2 protein-coding genes are annotated in these 1,302 nt (G+C 61.1%); both read left to right on the forward strand.

The window, feature by feature from the left end; genetic code table 11:
* Positions 1-692, forward strand: a 692-nt coding sequence (gene tnpC / locus AACY45_RS27030) for an IS66 family transposase (protein WP_339548485.1), incomplete at its 5' end; no start/stop codon positions are given.
* Positions 693-761: 69 nt separating this feature from the next.
* On the forward strand, positions 762-1,302 hold a 541-nt coding region (locus AACY45_RS27035), incomplete at its 3' end, for a plasmid pRiA4b ORF-3 family protein (RefSeq protein ID WP_339548487.1).

Genomic DNA, 1,302 nt, shown 5'->3' on the forward strand with positions numbered 1-1,302 from the left:
TTGAGGGCTATCGCGGCATCATCCATTGCGATGGCTATGAGGCCTACAAGACCATGACTCGAGAGACGCGTGCGGACGCACTGTCCGCGACGCTCGCCTTCTGCTGGTCGCATCTGCGACGCCAGTTTGTAAAGATCGAGCGTGAGGCTTCGCCGGCGCCGGCTCCAGTTGCCCGCGAGGCCCTCGAGCGCATTGCCCAGCTCTACGCGATCGAGAAGGCACTACGCGGTCGATCTGATGCCGAGCGCCGCGTTGGCCGACAAGCGCATGCCCGGCCTCTAGCCGCAGCCTTGAAGCAGTGGTTTGAGGCAAAGCTTGATCACCTTGCACAGAAGAGCGACACGGCGAAGGCTTTGCGTTATGCGCTGCGTCATTGGGATGGCCTGACGCTCTACCTTGATGACGGGCGCATCGAGATGGACACCAACGCGGTCGAGCGTGCGATGCGGCCGATCAAGCTCAATGCCAAGAACGCCCTGTTCGCTGGTTGCGACGAGGGCGCTGAGAATTGGGCATTGCTGGCTTCGCTGATTGAAACGTGCAAGCTCAATGGCGTCAGTGCCGAGCACTGGCTCGCCGACGTCCTCGCCCGTATCGCCGATCTTCCCGCTTCGCACCTGCACGAACTGCTGCCCTGGGAATGGAAGCTCCTGCGCCAAGCCGACAAGCCCGCCGATCAGCAAGCTGCCTGACCTTCTCGCAACGCCATCATAGAGCTCGCCGTGCCCGCGCGCATGCGTCAATCAGGCGGTCTTCGTCGTATGCGTACGATCAAGGTGACCCTCAAGGACGTGAAACCGGAGGTGATGCGTCGCCTTGTCTTACCTGTCACCCTGCGCCTTGATCAGCTGCATCTGACGCTTCAGGCGGCGTTTGGTTGGACAAACAGCCACCTCTTCGAGTTCCACGCTGGCGAAGAACGTTGGGGCATCCCCGATCCCGACGGTGATTTTGGTCCCCCGCCCATCGATGCCCGAAAGGCGCGGCTCTGCGATATCGTTCAAGAGACCGGCGCCAAGACGATCCATTATCTCTATGACTTCGGCGACAGTTGGGACCATGTGATCAAACTCGAAAAATGGCTCGACAGCACGACAACAGAGGGACTTCCCCTCTTGCTCGAGGCCGCCGGTCGTTGTCCTCCGGAAGACGTCGGCGGTGCGCCAGGCTATGCCGAATACCTTGATGCCATCAACGACCCCGCACATCCGGAGCACGAACATATGCGCCTCTGGGGCCCGGAGCGGTTCGATTCCAACGTCATCGACCGGAAAGCGCTCGAGGCCGCCGTCAACGCATTGT

The sequence above is a fragment of the Pseudomonas sp. RA_35y_Pfl2_P32 genome (genome assembly GCF_963970735.1).
GTDB lineage: Bacteria > Pseudomonadota > Gammaproteobacteria > Pseudomonadales > Pseudomonadaceae > Aquipseudomonas.